Consider the following 1,810-nt stretch of genomic DNA (forward strand, 5'->3'; position numbering starts at 1 on the left):
CAATATGGCATATTTAGCGTGCCTATTGCTATTGAGCCGGATAAACCATACAACACAAATTGAGGGTTTAGATGTTGACGGGATAGATACCCGTAGGGCTGCCAATCGTAAAGACGCTGGCGCTACAAAACGGGAATCATCTGCCGTCGCCACATTTTCCTGAAACTGGAACAATTCCGGCATGAGCCGGACACATACCCGGTGGCATGCCACCGACCGCTCTTCTGGAAGGGCAAACTCATCGGCCTCAAGGGGCCAGTTATTATCGTATTACCGGCTTGGGCAAATGGTGTCGTTGCAACAGCTTTCATACACAAAGGGCCAGAGAGGCAAGCAGACTGCATTGCTCTTCGCCCCGCTGTTGTCAGTTGACGCGCGCCAAGCGGTAAACATCATTTCCGACGCACCCTCCAAGAGACACGGGAGATCCGCCTTTTCGGCGGTACGATCCTCGTCTGCCACGAGGTTGCGTCGAGGAGCAGAGATTACATGGCAGACAAGATGCTTATCGACGCCTCCCACGAAGAGGAGACGCGGGTTGTAGTCGTCAGAGGCAACCGGATTGAGGAGTTCGACTTCGAATCCGAGCACAAGAAGCAGATACGCGGCAACATCTACCTTGCAAAGGTAACCCGTGTAGAACCATCGCTTCAGGCAGCCTTTGTTGATTACGGTGGAAACCGTCACGGCTTTCTGGCGTTCGCAGAAATCCACCCCGACTATTATCAGATTCCGCTGGCAGACCGTCAGGCACTTCTGAGAGCAGAAGCCGAAGAACATCGCGGCAGCGACGACTTCGAACCTGCTGATGCGCCGAGCGAACATTCGGCCACCATCGATCTTTCCACAGCTGACCAGCCGGATATCGGCATCGTGCCGCTGACGGTTGAACCGCAGACATCGGATGCGTCCGAACAACCCTCCTCCACAACGGAAGCGGCAACGGAAACTGACGCTGCACCTGTAGAGGCGGAAGCTGCGACCGTTGAGGCCCCGGCTGAAGAAGAAAAGCCAAAGAAGCGCACCCGTCGCCCACGCAAGAAAAAGGCCGATGCTGAAGAAGAAGCATCCGCTGACGCTGCGGGCAGTGACGACGAAACCCCAGGCGGCGAAATGGCTGCCATGGTGGATGCCGACACGATTTCCGAAGAGGTTGAAGGACTTCGCCGCAACGGTTCCGATGACGACGATGATGATGACGATGACGACCACGAGAAGGAAGTCATTGAATCCGTCGGCGCGGAAGACGCCATGGAAGAAGTGCCTGATCGCGCAGCACGCAAGCCACGCAAGCAGTACCGCATTCAGGAAGTGATCAAGCGTCGCCAGATCCTTTTGGTGCAGGTTGCCAAGGAAGAACGCGGCAACAAGGGCGCTGCCCTGACCACCTATCTTTCACTGGCAGGCCGTTATTCGGTTCTGATGCCAAACACGGCGCGTGGTGGCGGTATTTCCCGCAAGATCACCCAGCCGCAGGACCGCAAGCGCCTGAAGGAAATTGCACGCGATCTGGAAGTGCCCAACGGCATGGGCGTTATTCTGCGTACCGCAGGTGCCAACCGTACGCGCGTCGAAATAAAGCGTGACTTTGAATATCTGATGCGCCTGTGGGAAAATGTCCGTACGCTGACATTGAATTCCACAGCCCCTTGCCTCGTGTACGAGGAAGGTTCGCTCATCAAGCGTTCGATCCGTGACCTCTACAATCGCGATATCGGCGAAATCATCGTGTCCGGCGAAGATGGCTACCGTGAAGCAAAAGACTTCATGAAGATGCTGATGCCGAGCCACGCCAAGGTGGTTCAGCCTT

General features: G+C 55.7%; 1 protein-coding gene. It reads left to right on the forward strand.

Annotation, left to right across the window (positions count from 1 at the left end):
- Positions 1–489 precede the first annotated feature (489 nt).
- The coding region (locus tag RT613_RS21670) for a ribonuclease E/G (RefSeq protein ID WP_313618450.1) at positions 490–1,810 on the forward strand (1,321 nt) is incomplete at its 3' end.

The sequence above is a fragment of the Agrobacterium sp. genome (genome assembly GCF_032092815.1).
GTDB lineage: Bacteria > Pseudomonadota > Alphaproteobacteria > Rhizobiales > Rhizobiaceae > Agrobacterium.